Raw genomic sequence first — 15,873 nt, forward strand, 5'->3', positions numbered from 1 at the left:
CCGGGTGATCTAGCCATGGGCAGGTTGAAGGTTGAGTAACATCAACTGGAGGACCGAACCCACTAACGTTGCAAAGTTAGGGGATGACCTGTGGCTGGGGGTGAAAGGCCAATCAAACTCGGAGATAGCTGGTTCTCCCCGAAAGCTATTTAGGTAGCGCCTCGGACGAATACTACTGGGGGTAGAGCACTGTTTGGGCTAGGGGGTCATCCCGACTTACCAACCCCATGCAAACTCCGAATACCAGTAAGTAATATCCGGGAGACACACGGCGGGTGCTAACGTCCGTCGTGAAGAGGGAAACAACCCAGACCGCCGGCTAAGGTCCCAAAGTTCTGGTTAAGTGGGAAACGATGTGGGAAGGCTCAGACAGCTAGGATGTTGGCTTAGAAGCAGCCATCATTTAAAGAAAGCGTAATAGCTCACTAGTCGAGTCGGCCTGCGCGGAAGATGTAACGGGGCTCAAACCAGGCACCGAAGCCGCGGATTCACACTTATGTGTGAGTGGTAGGGGAGCGTTCTGTAAGTCTGCGAAGGTGTATCGAGAGGTATGCTGGAGATATCAGAAGTGCGAATGCTGACGTAAGTAACGATAAAGGGGGTGAAAAGCCTCCTCGCCGGAAGACCAAGGGTTCCTGTCCAACGTTAATCGGGGCAGGGTGAGTCGACCCCTAAGGCGAGGCCGAAAGGCGTAGTCGATGGGAAGCAGGTTAATATTCCTGCACGACTTGTAATTGCGATGGGGGGACGGAGAAGGCTAGGTGGGCCAGGCGACGGTTGTCCTGGTGAAAGTGCGTAGGTGGTGTTTCTAGGCAAATCCGGAGACACAACACTGAGACACGAGACGAACACACTACGGTGTGGAAGCCATTGATGCCCTGCTTCCAGGAAAAGCCTCTAAGCTTCAGATTACAAGTCATCGTACCCCAAACCGACACAGGTGGTCGGGTAGAGAATACCAAGGCGCTTGAGAGAACTCGGGTGAAGGAACTAGGCAAAATAGAACCGTAACTTCGGGAGAAGGTTCGCTCTTGACAGTGAAGTCCCTTGCGGATGGAGCAGTTGGGAGTCGCAGTGACCAGATGGCTGGGACTGTTTATCAAAAACACAGCACTCTGCAAACACGAAAGTGGACGTATAGGGTGTGACACCTGCCCGGTGCCGGAAGGTTAATTGATGGGGTTAGCGCAAGCGAAGCTCTTGATCGAAGCCCCGGTAAACGGCGGCCGTAACTATAACGGTCCTAAGGTAGCGAAATTCCTTGTCGGGTAAGTTCCGACCTGCACGAATGGTGTAACCATGGCCATGCTGTCTCCACCCGAGACTCAGTGAAATCGAATTCGCCGTGAAGATGCGGTGTACCCGCGGCTAGACGGAAAGACCCCGTGAACCTTTACTACAGCTTGGCACTGAACATTGAACCTACATGTGTAGGATAGGTGGGAGGCTTTGAAGGCGTGACGCCAGTTGCGCTGGAGCCGTCCTTGAAATACCACCCTTGTATGTTTGATGTTCTAACGCAGGGCCCTGAATCGGGCTCGCGGACAGTGCCTGGTGGGTAGTTTGACTGGGGCGGTCTCCTCCCAAAGAGTAACGGAGGAGCACGAAGGTTGGCTAATCCTGGTCGGACATCAGGAGGTTAGTGCAATGGCATAAGCCAGCTTAACTGCGAGACGGACAGGTCGAGCAGGTACGAAAGTAGGTCATAGTGATCCGGTGGTTCTGAATGGAAGGGCCATCGCTCAACGGATAAAAGGTACTCCGGGGATAACAGGCTGATACCGCCCAAGAGTTCATATCGACGGCGGTGTTTGGCACCTCGATGTCGGCTCATCACATCCTGGGGCTGAAGTCGGTCCCAAGGGTATGGCTGTTCGCCATTTAAAGTGGTACGCGAGCTGGGTTCAGAACGTCGTGAGACAGTTCGGTCCCTATCTGCCGTGGGCGTTGGATGATTGAAGGGAGTTGCTCCTAGTACGAGAGGACCGGAGTGAACGAACCTCTGGTGTTCGGGTTGTCACGCCAGTGGCACTGCCCGGTAGCTAAGTTCGGAATCGATAACCGCTGAAAGCATCTAAGCGGGAAGCGAGCCCTGAGATGAGTCATCCCTGACCCCTTGAGGGTCCTAAAGGGCCGTTGGAGACCACAACGTTGATAGGTGGGGTGTGTAAGCGCGGCGACGTGTTGAGCTAACCCATACTAATTACCCGTGAGGCTTAACCATACAACACCCAAGAAGTGTTCTAAGGCTTGTAGCAAATAGAACGAACTACTCAAATTCAGTGATAGTGACAAGCCAAGCGCAACATCACTACTCACGTCAGCTTTCTAGATTAAGAATTTGCCTGGCGGCCATAGCGCCGTGGAACCACCTGATCCCATGCCGAACTCAGAAGTGAAACGCGGTAGCGCCGATGGTAGTGTGGCATTCGCCATGCGAGAGTAGGACACTGCCAGGCACCCAATTTCAAGATTACGCCCAGCGTGGTCTTTACCGGTTAGTGTGCTGATATGGCTCAGTCGGTAGAGCGCATCCTTGGTAAGGATGAGGTCCCCAGTTCGATTCTGGGTATCAGCACCATTTTCAAGTTAGTTTTAAAAGCTTTTGCCTGACGGCAATAGCGCCGTGGAACCACCTGATCCCATGCCGAACTCAGAAGTGAAACGCGGTAGCGCCGATGGTAGTGTGGCATTCGCCATGCGAGAGTAGGACACTGTCAGGCACCTATTTAGAAGAGGCCTCCCATTCGGGAGGCCTTTTTGCATTTCTGTAATTCAAAAATCTGCCATGCCGCCGGCATTTTAGTAAAAGTGCTGGGCTATCAAGGGATTGCCCGTTACTCTTTAGCCGTTACCGATTAACACGTGATGCTGCCAGCGAGGTATTGATGGCTACGTTGAAGGAAATTGCACAGGAAGCGGGGGTTTCTCTCGCGACGGTATCCCGGGTACTGAACGAGGATCCCAGCCTGAGCGTCAAGGAAGAGACCAAGCAGCGGATCTTCGAGATCGCCGAACGGCTGGAGTACAAGACCAGCAGCGCCCGCAAGGGGGTACACAAGAGCAAGCTGCACTTTCTGGTGGTCTATGCCTATCCCCAGAGTACCGAGGTCAACGATCCTTACTATCTCGCCATCCGTTATGGTATCGAGACCCAGAGTGCCCGCCTCAATATTGAGCTGACCCATCTCTACAACTGCGGTGAAGGGCGTGAGCTGAGCCCTGTAGATGGCATTCTGGTGGTCGGTACCCTCACAGCCGAGCGTCTCGTCCAGCTAAGGGCTTGTTCCAGCCAGCTGGTGTTTGTCGACTGCCGTTCACAGGGAGAGTTCGACTCGGTCGATGTGGATCTCGCCCTGATCAGCCAGCAGGTAGTCGATTACTTCATCGCGCAGGGGCACCAGCGTATCGGTTATATCGGTGGCCAGGATGAGAATCCGGATCTGCGCGAACTGGCCTTCCGGGATTATGGCCAGCGGCTGGGGGTGGTGCAGGAGAGCGACCTCTATCGTGGAGATTTCTCCAGCGCTTCCGGCTACCAGTTGGCGAAGGAGATGCTGGCAGGGGATTGGCCCAAGGCGCTGTTCGTTGCCTCCGACTCCATCGCCATCGGTGTGCTGCGTGCCATTCATGAGAAGGGATTGGCGATTCCCCAGCAGATCGAGCTTATCAGCGTCAACGATATTCCGACCGCCAAGTTCACCTTCCCGCCACTCTCTACAGTGCGGATCCACTCCGAGTTGATGGGTACCCAGGGGGTCAATTTGCTGGTTGAGCGGCTGCGAGACGAGCGGGATATTCCACTCCGGGTGCTGGTACCGAGCAAGTTGACCCTGCGCGGCACCACTCGCTGATTTTAGTAAAACGCTCTGCTTTTTAGTCGCACCATCTTGCGGTGGTGCGACACCTCTCCCAAGCAAACCTCTTTTCCATATCATCCAGTAACTTCATATCATATTGTTTTATAGTTGATTTTATTGCTAATCAGCCAACTCTTATCAACATCCATGCCACTCATCCATATCTTGCCTTCCTTTATCTCCAGCTTCTGATCTCGCTCACAAAACCATCTGTTCATTGTGATCAGGTTAAAACTTTACCAATCCAAAGCTGATATTTAGTAAATGTTTATCTAGAGTTTACCCAGTTAACGTTGCCTTGTTCCGGGAGGACATGTGAATAACTGGGAAAACGTCCAATTCGTAGGTGAAAACAGGCTGGCCCCGCGTGCCTACTTCTTCTCTTATGCCGACCACGCGCTGGCGGCTACCATGCAGCGCGAGCTGAGCCGCCGTTTTCTGGGCCTTAGCGGTCAGTGGCAGTTCCATTACTTCGATCACCCCCTGCAGGTGCCGGAGGCCTTCTATCACAGCCCCATGAGCGAGTGGGGCCAGATCACCGTGCCCAACATGTGGCAGATGGAAGGACATGGCCAGTTGCGGTACACCGACGAAGGTTTTCCCTTCCCCATCGATGTGCCCTTCGTGCCGACCAACAACCCCACCGGCGCCTATCAGCGCAGCTTCACGCTGAGCCCGGCCTGGGACGGCGAGCAGGTGAGCATCAAGTTTGACGGGGTGGAGACCTACTTCGAGGTCTATGTGAACGGCCACTACGTCGGCTTCAGCAAGGGCAGTCGTCTCACCGCCGAGTTCGATATCAGCGCCTACGCCAAGGTTGGCGAGAACCTGCTGTCAGTACGGGTGATGCAGTGGGCTGACTCCACCTATATCGAAGATCAGGACATGTGGTGGATGGCGGGGATCTTCCGCGACGTCTATCTGGTGGGCAAACCGGCCGCCCATGTGCAGGACTTCTTCATCCGCACCGCGCTGGCCGATGACAATCAGAGCGCTACCCTGAGCTGTGATATCCAGCTCGAGAACCTGGGGGCGGCCGCCCGTGATCACCGTCTGGTCTGGTCCCTGCTGGATCAAGGCAGCGAGATCGCCAGCGGCTCCCTCGACCATCTCGCCATCGACGGCAAGTGTGATTGCCGCTTCACGCTGGATCTGGCCAATCCCCATCTGTGGAGCGCCGAAGATCCTTACCTCTACCAGCTGCAACTCTCCCTCTACAACGGTCGGGGTGAGCTGCTGGAAGTGATCCCGCAGCGGGTTGGGGTGCGTGAAATCAAGGTCAAGGATGGCCTCTTCTACGTCAACGGCCACTACCTCAAGCTGCACGGGGTGAACCGTCACGACAACGATCACCTCAAGAGTCGCGCAGTCGGCATGGACCGTGTTGAACGCGATATCGTGCTGATGAAGCAGCACAACCTCAACTCGGTACGCACCGCCCACTACCCGAACGACCCGCGCTTCTACGAGCTGTGCGACCAGTACGGTCTGTTCGTGATGGCGGAGACCGACGTGGAGACCCACGGTTTTGCCAACGTCGGCGATCTCAGCCGCATCACCGACGACCCCTTCTGGGAGCCGGTGTTCGTGGATCGCATCGAGCGCCACGTGCACGCCCAGAAGAACCACCCCTCCATCATCATCTGGTCGCTCGGCAACGAGTCCGGCTACGGCTGCAACATCAGAGCCATGTACCAGCGCTGCAAGGCGATCGACCCGACCCGGCTGGTGCACTACGAAGAGGATCGCGATGCCGAGGTGGTGGATGTGGTGAGCACCATGTATTCCCGCGTATCCCAGATGAACTGCTTCGGCGAGTTCCCGATGGCGAAGCCGCGCATTCTCTGCGAATACGCCCACGCCATGGGCAACGGCCCGGGTGGCCTCAGCGAATACCAGCAGGTGTTTGACCGCCATCCCCACATTCAGGGTCACTACATCTGGGAGTGGTGCGATCACGGCATTCTGGATCAGGACGAGCAGGGGCGTGCCGTTTACAAATACGGCGGCGACTACGGCGACTACCCCAACAACTACAACTTCTGCATGGATGGCCTCATCTATCCGGATCAGACCCCGGGGCCTGGCCTGCGCGAATACAAGCAGGTGATCTGCCCGGTCAAGGTGCGGGCGCTGGACCTGGCGAGCGGCAAGCTGGCGGTGGAAAACCGCTACTGGTTCTCCTCTCTCGACGACATCCGCCTGCTGGTCGAAGTGAAGGCAGAGGGTGAACTGCTGGCCAGCCAGCAAATCCGGTTGGAAGGGATTGCTCCCGGTGCCACCACAGAGCTGCAACTCGAACTGCCATCCCTCGATGGGCGGGAAACCTTCGTCCAGCTGCGGGTCATCAAGGCCACCGCCACCCGTTACAGCGCGGCGGAGCACCAGCTGGGCCAGTACCAGTTCCAGCTGAAAGAGTCGACTCGCCAGCTGCAGCCCTTTGCCAATCCCAACGCCACCCCGTTGCAGATTGCCGACGAACAGCTTGATCTGACCTTGAGCGGCAGCGGCTTCGCCCTGCGCTTCTCGCGCCTTGACGGCAAGCTGGTGAGCTGGCAGCAGGACGGTATCGAGCTCATCGAGCGCTCGCCGCGCCTCACCTTCTTCAAGCCGATGATCGACAACCACAAGCAGGAGTACGAGAGCCTGTGGCACCCGAACCACCTGCAGATCATGCAGGAGCACTTCCGCACTCTGAGCTGGCGTCAGCTGGGTGACGCGGTCGAGGTGACGGTGGAGAGCCTGATCGCGCCGCCGGTGTTCGACTTCGGCATGCGCTGCCGCTACGTCTACACCCTGAGCCCGAACGGTCAGCTGCATGTGGCGCTGTCCGGTCAGCCCTACGGCGGTTATGACGACATCATCCCCAAGATCGGCTTCGAGCTGGGCATTCGTCAGGATCTCGACCGGGTGCACTACTACGGCATGGGGCCGGGCGAAAACTATCAGGACAGCCGCCAGAGCAACTGGATCGACAGTTTCCAGAGCACAGTCGGCGAGATGTGGGAGCACTACCCGTTCCCGCAGGACAACGGCAACCGCCAGCAGGTGCGCTGGGCGACCCTGACCAACCGTCACGGCGCCGGTCTCTACGTGCGCCCCGATGCCCCCATCAACCTGAGCGTCTGGCCCTATAGCTGGGAGCATATCCACGCGGCGCAGCACATCAATGAGCTGGAACCGAGCGGTTATCTCACCCTCAATCTGGATCACAAGGTGCTGGGGCTCGGCTCCAACTCCTGGGGCTCCGAGGTGCTGGACTCCTGGCGGGTGCGCTTCGAGCCGTTCAGCTTCGGCCTGACTCTGCTGCCCATCGCCCGTGGCAACCTCAATCCGGCTGCGCTGGCCGGGTTCGATCTCACCATCAACGGCGGGAGGAACCTCGCATGATCACCCTGGACAACCTGACCCTGTTCAAAAACATCTACCGGGAGGGCAAAAAGTGGGGCCGCTGCGTGGAGGCCATCAACAACCTGCCGAACCTCAAGCCCGGCATCTGCCACTCCATCGGTGACTCCCTCACCTACCGCTTGCAGGAGGGGGCCAGCCCGGCCACCTCCCTGTTCGAGGGGCAGCGCCGCTACTTCGACGTCCACTACTACCTGGAAGGGGAAGAGACGGTGGAGTGGGCTGCCAAGCCGGATCTGCGGGTCGAGCAGGCCTATGACGACACCACCGACCGCGAGTGGCTGGCCGGCGAGGTGCGTGAGCGCCAGAAAGTCGGCAACGGTCAGGTGGTGATCTTCGAGAACGATGAAGCCTACCGGTTCGTCGGCGACGGGCCGGTGCGCAAAGTGATCATCAAGGTCACCGTCGAAGGCGGCTACTTCAAGAACAAATAACAAGCCGCTGGTTCTGCACTGATAAAAGCCGGAAGGGCGGGGCTCACCCTACAACCCATGCCTCGCCCTTTCGCGGCAATAACTACAGGTCTGGAGATGCACCATGTCTGATTCCAAACGCAATACGATAGGCAAGTTTGGTCTGCTGTCGCTCACCTTCGCGGCGGTATTCAGCTTCAACAACGTCATCAACAACAACATCGAGATCGGTCTGGCCTCGGCCCCGATGTTCTTTCTGGCCACCATTTTCTACTTCATTCCGTTTTGCCTGATCATTGCGGAATTTGTGTCACTGAACAAAAACTCCGAAGCGGGGGTTTACGCCTGGGTGAAGAGCTCCCTCGGCGGTCGCTGGGCCTTTATCTCCGCCTACACCTACTGGTTCGTGAACCTCTTCTTCTTCACCTCGCTGCTGCCGCGGGTTATCGCCTACGCCTCCTATGCCTTTCTCGGCTACGAGTACATTCTCACCCCGGTGGCGACCACGGCATTGAGCATGGTGCTGTTCGCCTTTGCCACCTACGTCTCCACCAACGGCGCCAAGATGCTCGGCCCCATCACCTCGGTGACCTCGTCCCTGATGCTGCTGCTGACCCTCTCCTACATTCTGCTGGCAGGTGCGGCACTGGTGGGCGGCGTGCAGCCGGCTGACCCCATCACGGTAGAGGCCATGATCCCCGATTTCAGCTGGGCGTTTCTGGGCATCACCACCTGGATCTTTATGGCAGCCGGTGGCGCCGAGTCGGTGGCGGTCTACGTCAATGACGTGAAGGGCGGCTCCAAATCCTTCGTCAAGGTGATCATCGTCGCCGGGATCTTTATCGGCGTGCTCTACTCCATCGCCTCGCTGTTGATCAACGTGTTCGTGCCGAGCGGTACCCTGAAATATACCGGCGGCTCGGTGCAGGTGTTTGAAGGGCTGGCGGCCTACTTCGGCCTGCCGGAGATCCTGATGAACCGCTTCGTCGGGCTGGTCTCCTTTACCGCCATGTTCGGCTCCCTGCTGATGTGGACGGCGACGCCGGTGAAGATCTTCTTCTCCGAGATCCCGGCCGGCATCTTCGGCAAGAAAACCGTCGAGCTGAACGAGAACGGCGTGCCCGCCCGCGCAGCCTGGATCCAGTACCTCATCGTGCTGCCGCTGATGGTGATCCCGACTCTGGGCTCCAACACTGCGCAGGATCTAATGAACACCGTCATCAACATGACCGCCGCCGCTTCCATGCTGCCGCCGCTGTTCATCATGCTGGCCTACCTCAATCTGCGTCTGAAGCTCGATCACCTGCCGCGGGATTTCAGGATGGGTTCGCGCACCACCGGCATCGCCGTGGTCTCGGTGCTGATCGCCATCTTCTCGGTGGGCTTCCTCGCCTCCACCTTCCCGACCGGCGCCGACATCATGACCATCATCTTCTACAACGTCGGCGGGATCGTGATCTTCCTTGGCTTCGCCTGGTGGAAATACAACAGATACGAGGCGTCCCTCAGTGCCGAAGCGCGTGCCAAAGAGGCCCAGCCGACGGCGCAGGTTGCCATGCAGACGCCATAGCCACTGCATTGAATCCCAATCAAACCGGGTGGCCGTTGGCCACCCGCAAACCGTTGAACCAGAAAAGGAAAAGAGAATGAGCGAGACGATCGAGTTTGCCGAATTCAAACGGGTCGAGATGAAGGTGGGCAAGGTGCTGGAGGTGGTGCGTCACCCCGGGGCCGACAAACTCTACATCGTCCAGATCGACGTGGGGGGCGAGCGGCCGCTGCAGACCGTCACCAGTCTGGTGCCTTACTACAGCGAAGAGGAGCTGATGGGCAGCGAGGTGGTGGTACTGACCAACCTCAAGCCCACCAAGATGCGCGGCGAGCGATCCGAGTGCATGTTGCTCTGCGCCGAGACCCCGGACGAGAGCCAGAGCGTGCTGTTGCAACCGCGGGTGCCGATGGCGCCGGGCACTCCGATCGTCTGAATGGTATTGCGAGCCGGTGCGGGAGACGGTACCGGTTCAGCAACGAGGCCGTGCACGCGGCCCGATCATAACAAGAGAGTAAAGCGCGGGGCCGACAGACCCTTGCCGAACACATCACTGAGTCACTGCGCTCCCCGCAGGGAGCGCAAGTCCACTGGAGGACACCATGTCTGAATCCGTACGCGGCACCATAGGCAAGTTTGCCCTGTTGTCGATGACCTTTGCCGCCGTGTTCAACGTGCGCAACATCGTCAACAACAACATCGAGCTGGGGCTCAGCTCCGCCCCGATCTTCCTGCTGGCGACCATCGTCTACTTCATCCCGTTCGTCTTCATCATCGCCGAGTTCGTCTCGGCCAATAAAAACTCCGAGTCGGGGATGTACGACTGGCTGAAAAAACCGCTCGGCACCCGGATGGCCTATCTGGGCTCGTTTCTCTACTGGTTCGTGAACCTGTTCTGGTTTGTCTCCCTGCTGCCCAACGTCATCGCCTACGCCTCCTACGCCATGCTGGGCTATGAGTACAGCTTCTCGCCCATGGTCACCTCGATCATCTCCATCGTGCTGTTTGCGGCGGCGACCCACATCTCCACCAAGGGGGCGAGCTGGCTTGGCAAGATTGCCGAAATAGTGGCCTACGGTGTGTTTGCCCTGTTCGCCATCTATGTGCTGGGCGCCCTGATGGCTTTGAGTGGCGATCATGTGCCGGCCCAGCCCATCACCCTGGAGGCGATGACTCCCACCGTCAACTGGGCGACCCTCGGCATCATGTGCTGGATCTTCCAGGCGGCGGGTGGTGCCGAGACCGCGGCGGCCTACCTCAATGACGTGAAGGGCGGTCAGAAGTCCTTCATCAAGGTGATCATCAGTGCGGGTATCGTTATCGGTGCCATGTATGCGGTCGGTTCCCTTTTGGTGAACGTGTTCGTGCCGCGCGAGAGCCTCACCTATGCCGGCGGCATGGTAGAGATCTTCACCGGTATGGCCCAGTACTTCGGGCTCTCCGAGGCGTTGGTGGGCCGCTTCGTCGGCGTGGTGCTGTTTATCGCCATGTTCGGCTCCATGATGATGTGGACCTCGGCGCCGGTGAAGATCCACTTCTCCGAGATCCCGCAGGGGGTTTACGGCGAGAAGACCACCCAGCTCAACGAGCACGGCGTGCCGGTGCGCGCCGCCTGGTGGCAGTTTGTCTTCGTGTTCGCGATGCTGGTGGTCAACGGCTTCGGTTCCGAGTCGGTGCAGCAGATGATGAACACTGCCATCAACCTCACCGCCGGTACCGCCATGCTGCCGCCGATCTTCATCATGGTGGCCTACTTCGTGTTCCGCTGGAAACATGACGACACACCCCGCGACTTCCGCATGGGGTCGCGCACCTTCGGGATGGGGGTGGTGTCTGTATTGATCGCCATCTTCGTGGTGAGCATGAGCGCCTCCGCCTTCCCGGCCGGGGTGGATCTGGTGCGCGCCTTCTTCATCAACGTCTTTATGACCGCGGTCTTCTCGGCACTGGCCTACTGGTGGATCTCCCGCTTCGAGAAGCGGCAGGCTCGCAAGCTTGCCGGCAATGCGAAGAAAACGGGCAACGGCAAGCTGGCCAGCCAGCGCTGATCGGCAGAGCGAAAAAGCGAGACGGGCGGCTTGGGTCGCCCGTTTTTTTATCCATTTCGCGCCGGTTTGGCGCTATCTGGCCGCGGGTCATCAACTTCCGCTATTCGACAAAGCAAAGGCGTTAAGCATTGATGAACAATTAACCGCTGCACAACGTTGCGCCTCTCCGTTATCGGGGTAAGCTGGAGGTTCGTTTTAGCGGGAGGTGCCAGACATCTCCCGCTCTGTTTCTTGTCCTCCCCAATCCTGACTGCCGCCATGGCAGCAGGATGCCCTTCTGATGGAGACCTTTCGTGCGTCTGGATCCCTTTACTGTTGTGCTGATTGCGGTGGTCACCCTGGCCTCCCTCTTTCCCTGCGAGGGGCAGGTGGCCGTCTGGTTCGGTCTGCTGACCAAGCTGACGGTGGCGCTCTTGTTCTTCATGCATGGCGCCAAGCTGTCGCGCCAGAACCTGCTGGCGGGCCTCGGTCACTGGCGGCTCCATCTGGTGGTGATGCTCAGCACTTTCGTGCTGTTTCCGCTGCTGGGGCTGCTGCTCACCCCGCTGGTGCCGGGCTGGCTGAGCCCGGCTATCTACCTCGGCTTCCTCTATCTCTGCGCCCTGCCTGCCACCGTGCAGTCAGCCATCGCCTTTACCTCCATGGCTGGCGGCAATGTGTCGGCGGCGGTGTGCAGCGCCTCGGCCTCCAGCATCCTCGGCATCTTCCTCTCGCCGGTGCTGGTGGGGATGATGATCCACGTGCAGGGGGAAGGGATCGACACCTGGCACTCCATCCAGTCCATCATGATGCAGCTGATGCTGCCTTTTGTGGTGGGCCACCTGTCGCGTCCGCTCATTGGCCGCTGGGTCGACAGCCACCGGCCGCTCATCGGCAAGCTGGATCAGAGCTCCATCCTGCTGGTGGTCTATGTCGCCTTCAGCGAGGCGGTGGTGCAGGGGATTTGGCATCAAGTAGGCTGGTACGATCTGGCCAGTATCGTGCTGCTGAGCTGCATCTTGCTGGCGCTGGTGCTCTGCTGGAACGTCTGGATCAGCCGTCGCCTCGGGTTCGACAAGGCGGACGAGATAACCATCGTCTTCTGCGGCTCCAAGAAGAGTCTGGCCAACGGGGTGCCGATGGCCAACGTCATGTTCCCGGCCGCCAGCGTCGGGGTGATGGTGCTGCCGCTGATGATCTTCCACCAGATCCAGCTGATGGTGTGCGCCGTGCTGGCCCGCCGCTACCACGAGCAGGGAGAGTGATACTCGCGCTGTTTTTATTGCCATAACAAGAGGGAGGCCCGTTGGCCTCCCTCTTTTCATCTGCATGCAGATCGGCGGATTAGCGTTTGCGCCAGACGGTCAGCTGCGCCACCGTGTGCTGGTATTTGCGGGCGGTCTCGCGGATGACGAAAGGCACATCCCGGGGCGGGCAGTGCTCCTCGAACTCCGCCGCCAGCAGCCGTTGCAGCGCCTGATAGGTGGTGAGCGCCTCGCCGTTTTCGCGAATGCCGCCGAGCCAGTTGGCGGGCGGGGTATATTCCGCCAGCCAGGTATAGGGGCTGGTGAGCACCAGCAGGCCACCGCTGCGCAGTCGGGGAGCTATGTCACGCAGGAAGCGGGCGGGCTCCCGCAGCCGGTCGATCAGGTTGGAGGCGAGCACCAGATCGTAGTGGTCATATTTGGGCTTGAGGTTGCAGGCATCCCCCTGACTGAAGTGGATGCGCTCAGCCTGACTCGCCCCCAGCCCGTGGCTCGACAGGCGTGCCTCGCAATACTCCACCAGTTCACCCTCCAGTGGAATGGCATAGCGGAAGCTGTCCTGGCTGGCGAGGGCCAGCGCCACATCGATGAAGCGGGCCGAGTAGTCGACCCCGTCCACATGCTGGAAGTGGCGAGCCAGTTCGAAGCTGGCGCGGCCGGTGGCACAGCCGATATCCAGCGCCCGCTGGTGGTTGCTGCACAGCTCGCCAGCAAGATCAGCAAGCGTTTTGGCGTAGTTGGCTACCCCGAAGTGGCTCGGACCGTACTGGAAGTCGAGGTACTGAGCGACGAGCGTGTCGGTTTCATAGGGATTCACGATAACGGGTTCCTGATAACGGGAGACCAGATAGCGGAAACCCGCATGCTGGAAGAAGTGACGCCGGAAGGCGTAACGGGATGATTTGAGCGCTTCGTTGCCCGTGCTGATCCAGCTGCCCCCCTTGATCAGGGTGTGCTTGCCATCAAAGGTGGGGGTAGAGAAGTCGTCGTAGAGCGGGTGGATTTTAAAGCCGTCGAAGCCATCGATGGCGGTGCTGGTCCACTGCCAGACATTGCCCACCAGATCGAAGAACTCCCCTTGCGGGCAGGCATCCACCGGGCAGGAGGAGGCAAAACGGGCCAGATTGATATTGCCGGGGGCCTGTGTCCAGTCCGGCTGATCGCCGGGTAGCTGCTCGCGCAGCAGCATCCACTCCGCCTCGCTCGGCAGCTGGATTGGCAGACCGGTGCGAGCTGCCTGCCAGCGACAGAAGGCAGCCGCTTCCAGCTGATTCACCTCGACCGGCCAGTCCCAGGGCATGGCGACTTGCTCGGTCATCAGCCGCAGCTGCAATTGTTCGGGCTCGGCGGGGTCACCCACCCAGAAGGTGGGCATTTGCGCCTTGGCGTACTGGCACCAGCCCCATCCCTCCTCATCCCACCACTGTTGCTGGCCGTAGCCGCCCGCCTGGACGAAGGCGAGGTACTCGGCATTGCTCACCAGCATGCGGCTGGCCTGAAACGGGGTCAGCTTTATATGGCGCTCGCCATATTCGTTGTCCCAGCCGTAGGTGGCGTCCTGCTTGCCAAGGCGCACCTTGCCGCCGGCCACTGGCAGCAGGCTGTTGGCGGGCACCTGGTCAATGCGGTGGCGGGCTTCGGTACAGGCGGGCCAATAAGGCTGCGGTCGCACCCAGGCGAGCGGCAACTGGCGGATCAACACGCTGGAGGTCTCGAGGTGGATGCGCTCGTGCTCTATCCCCATCAGGATCACCCAGGCCGGGCTTTGCCAGTCGATGGGCAGGGTGAGCGGCATCTGGCGAATGAAATCGCACACCAGCGAACGGACTTTGGCCCGATAGCTGCGCAGCTCGCTGACCTTGGGCCAGTCGTAGTGGGTCTCGTCCAGATCGTCCCAGCTCATCTCGTCCACCCCGATGGCGACCATGGCCTCGATGCGGGCATCCAGCCGCTGGTCGATCAGGCGTGCCGCCAGCAGCTTGTTGATAAAGAAGGCGGCGGTGTGGCCGTAGTAGAAGATGAGCGGGTGGCGCAGCGGGATCGCCTTGTTGAACCAGGCCCGCTCATCGGCCAGACAGTCGAACAGCGAGTCGTAGAGATCGAAGGTCTGGCAGAAGTAGGCGAGCAGCTCGCGCCGTTTCTGCTCGGGATCGCTGCCGGTCAGCAGCGGGGTGCGAGTCGGTTCCGGCAGACCGGTGGCGGTGGCATAGAGAGGGCTTGCTTGGGTCACGCTCTGGCTCCTTGTTGGCAGTGAAGACTGACAAGACAGTGGTAATGACATTACCGCAATGGAGAGCTTGGTACGCACGAAGTACCACTATTGGCTCAACAGACCGGCAGGGCAATTAAAAACTTCCACGGGCTGTCAGCATAGTGACCGGCAGGACGACCCGCCAGCCAGCTCTCCACCTGCCTGTTAGGGGGTGGTCAAATTCGCCAAATGGTGGTCTAAATGGATCTTTTTGTGCGTATCACATCTTACTGTTGATTTTATTTTTATTGAAAATCATATAGTTATGGTCTGGCATGGCCATTGCTAACTGTGGTTTCATACGGCCTCTATTTTTGTGGTTTCGAACAGGGCCAGTCAGGTGGCTTATCAATAAATAAAAAGGAGAACAGTTATGCGGTGGATGATTGGCGTCTTGGTGGCGTTGGTGATGGGAGGTTGCAACGTCTTTGCCGACACCGAGATCAAGGGGGAAGGTGTCCCGGTCGAGCGCCAGCAGGCGCTGGGCGAGCGGGTGACCCGAGTGCTGGCGGGAACTCCAGCTACCCTCCATCTGGTGGCAGGGGAGCAGCGCGGCATCCTCATCAAGGGGCAGGCAAATCTCTTGCCCTATCTGGAGCTGACCGAGCGCGGCAGCAAGCTGGAGATCGAGGTAAAGGAGGGTTACCAGCTGCGGCCTACCGAACCGCTGGAGATCACCATCACCCTGCCAGAGCTCAGTGAAATGGCGCTGGCAGGTACCGGCAACGGCGATCTGAGCGGTTTCAAGGGTGAGGCGCTGGAGCTGTCAGTGGCGGGAACAGGTGGTATCGTCGCCAGCCAGCTGGAGGTACAGCGATTGAAAGGCAATATCGCTGGTGCAGGCAGCCTGGATCTGGGGAGCGGCTCTGCCGCCAGCATCGAGCTGAACATTGCCGGTGCTGGCGATGTGCTGGGCAGCGAAATGCGTGGCAACGAGGTCGAGGTCAATATCGCCGGCAGCGGTGATGTGGAGGTGCGGGCCCAGCAGACGCTCAAGATCGGCATCGCAGGCACTGGCAACATCACCTACTGGGGTGACCCCGAGGTGGAGCAGCAGATCGTGGGCTCCGGCGGAGTGACCCGAGCGGGCAGCTGAAGCC

At 59.2% G+C, this 15,873-nt stretch carries 9 protein-coding genes, 1 tRNA gene and 3 rRNA genes (1 of these 13 cut by a window edge); 12 read left to right on the top strand and 1 reads right to left on the bottom strand.

Going from position 1 to position 15,873, the window contains the following annotated elements:
* From I6L47_RS14625 to I6L47_RS14675, 11 genes are all read left to right on the top strand, one after another.
* Positions 1-2,224 (top strand): 23S ribosomal RNA (locus tag I6L47_RS14625) (it extends 666 nt beyond the left edge of the window).
* A 120-nt stretch (positions 2,225-2,344) separates the two neighbouring features.
* Positions 2,345-2,459: ribosomal RNA gene (gene rrf, locus I6L47_RS14630) — 5S ribosomal RNA — on the top strand.
* 46 nt (positions 2,460-2,505) lie between these two features.
* Positions 2,506-2,581 (top strand) — tRNA-Thr (locus I6L47_RS14635).
* Positions 2,582-2,608: 27 nt separating this feature from the next.
* Positions 2,609-2,723 (top strand): 5S ribosomal RNA (rrf, locus tag I6L47_RS14640).
* 165 nt (positions 2,724-2,888) lie between these two features.
* A complete protein-coding gene (ebgR, locus tag I6L47_RS14645) occupies positions 2,889-3,854 on the top strand; it encodes a transcriptional regulator EbgR (RefSeq protein WP_216947689.1) in 966 nt (321 codons plus the stop codon).
* A gap of 321 nt (positions 3,855-4,175) precedes the next feature.
* Positions 4,176-7,250, top strand: a complete 3,075-nt coding sequence (gene ebgA, locus I6L47_RS14650) for a beta-galactosidase subunit alpha (RefSeq protein ID WP_216947690.1) — start codon at positions 4,176-4,178, stop codon at positions 7,248-7,250.
* Positions 7,247-7,702, top strand: a complete 456-nt coding sequence (locus I6L47_RS14655) for a beta-galactosidase subunit beta (RefSeq protein ID WP_149153830.1) — start codon at positions 7,247-7,249, stop codon at positions 7,700-7,702. The genes ebgA and I6L47_RS14655 overlap by 4 nt, the downstream gene beginning before the upstream one ends.
* Before the next feature lie 103 nt (positions 7,703-7,805).
* Positions 7,806-9,251, top strand: a complete 1,446-nt coding sequence (locus I6L47_RS14660; RefSeq protein ID WP_216947691.1) for an amino acid permease — start codon at positions 7,806-7,808, stop codon at positions 9,249-9,251.
* 76 nt (positions 9,252-9,327) lie between these two features.
* Positions 9,328-9,666, top strand: coding sequence for a tRNA-binding protein (locus tag I6L47_RS14665; RefSeq protein ID WP_005342042.1), 339 nt, complete (start codon positions 9,328-9,330; stop codon positions 9,664-9,666).
* A 166-nt stretch (positions 9,667-9,832) separates the two neighbouring features.
* Positions 9,833-11,278 (top strand): amino acid permease, encoded by a 1,446-nt coding sequence (locus I6L47_RS14670; protein WP_216947692.1) that lies wholly within the window; start codon positions 9,833-9,835, stop codon positions 11,276-11,278.
* Positions 11,279-11,571: 293 nt separating this feature from the next.
* Positions 11,572-12,522, top strand: a complete 951-nt coding sequence (locus I6L47_RS14675) for a bile acid:sodium symporter family protein (RefSeq protein WP_216947693.1) — start codon at positions 11,572-11,574, stop codon at positions 12,520-12,522.
* A gap of 79 nt (positions 12,523-12,601) precedes the next feature.
* Here I6L47_RS14675 and ovoA read toward each other — a convergent pair whose 3' ends face one another.
* Positions 12,602-14,752: a 5-histidylcysteine sulfoxide synthase gene (ovoA, locus tag I6L47_RS14680; RefSeq protein ID WP_216947694.1), complete on the bottom strand. Its 2,151-nt coding sequence runs from the start codon at positions 14,750-14,752 to the stop codon at positions 12,602-12,604.
* Between the two features lie 394 nt (positions 14,753-15,146).
* Between ovoA and I6L47_RS14685 the strand changes: the two genes are divergently transcribed.
* A complete protein-coding gene (locus I6L47_RS14685; protein ID WP_115522876.1) occupies positions 15,147-15,869 on the top strand; it encodes a head GIN domain-containing protein in 723 nt (240 codons plus the stop codon).
* Positions 15,870-15,873 lie beyond the last annotated feature (4 nt).

It is taken from the genome of Aeromonas sp. FDAARGOS 1417, assembly GCF_019046985.1.
GTDB lineage: Bacteria > Pseudomonadota > Gammaproteobacteria > Enterobacterales > Aeromonadaceae > Aeromonas > Aeromonas veronii.

What these genes read in the sequence shown, in the direction of transcription:
- ebgR (WP_216947689.1), top strand. Translation starts at nt 2,889, where the DNA reads ATGGCTACGTTGAAGGAAATTGCACAGGAAGCGGGGGTTTCTCTCGCG.
- I6L47_RS14655 (WP_149153830.1), top strand. Translation starts at nt 7,247, where the DNA reads ATGATCACCCTGGACAACCTGACCCTGTTCAAAAACATCTACCGGGAG.
- I6L47_RS14660 (WP_216947691.1), top strand. Translation starts at nt 7,806, where the DNA reads ATGTCTGATTCCAAACGCAATACGATAGGCAAGTTTGGTCTGCTGTCG.
- I6L47_RS14665 (WP_005342042.1), top strand. Translation starts at nt 9,328, where the DNA reads ATGAGCGAGACGATCGAGTTTGCCGAATTCAAACGGGTCGAGATGAAG.
- I6L47_RS14670 (WP_216947692.1), top strand. Translation starts at nt 9,833, where the DNA reads ATGTCTGAATCCGTACGCGGCACCATAGGCAAGTTTGCCCTGTTGTCG.
- I6L47_RS14685 (WP_115522876.1), top strand. Translation starts at nt 15,147, where the DNA reads ATGCGGTGGATGATTGGCGTCTTGGTGGCGTTGGTGATGGGAGGTTGC.